Raw genomic sequence first — 527 nt, forward strand, 5'->3', positions numbered from 1 at the left:
GGTATTCCACCACTGTACCGAATATTTAATAATAGGTAGATTCACTGCGCCGACAATGGATAAAATGGCCGCCGCTTTACCTCGATTAGCGGTATGCTCAAACGCTGCAAACAACGCCATCACGCCTGCATATAAAAACGCCAAAATCAGCATAGACGTTAAACGCGCATCCCAAACCCAGTAAGTACCCCAAGTAGGTTTTGCCCAAATAGAGCCGGTGATTAAGCTAATCACGCAGAGCAAAAAGCCCAATGGAGCAAGCGCCTGCGCCACCAGACTGGCCGTCTTGATTTTCCAAACAAGGAAGATAACCCCTAATACGGCGAGGGCAAAATAGATAGAAATAGCGATACTGGCCGCTGGCACGTGAATAAAAATAATGCGGTAGCTATTACCTTGTAAATAGTCAGGCGGCGCAAAAGCGAGACCCCAAACACTACCGATCAGTAGAAAAATGCTGGCTAATATTGCCAACCACTTAACCCAAGGCGCAAAGATGCGAAAAAACTGCTTGGTACCCACAGTGG

General features: G+C 47.1%; 1 protein-coding gene. It reads right to left on the minus strand.

Going from position 1 to position 527, the window contains the following annotated elements:
* Positions 1 to 527 (minus strand): heme ABC transporter permease CcmC (gene ccmC, locus ACS8FD_RS24345; protein ID WP_439277736.1); only part of this gene is annotated, 527 nt, incomplete at both ends.

The organism is Psychrobacter sp. 1U2 (assembly GCF_051847575.1).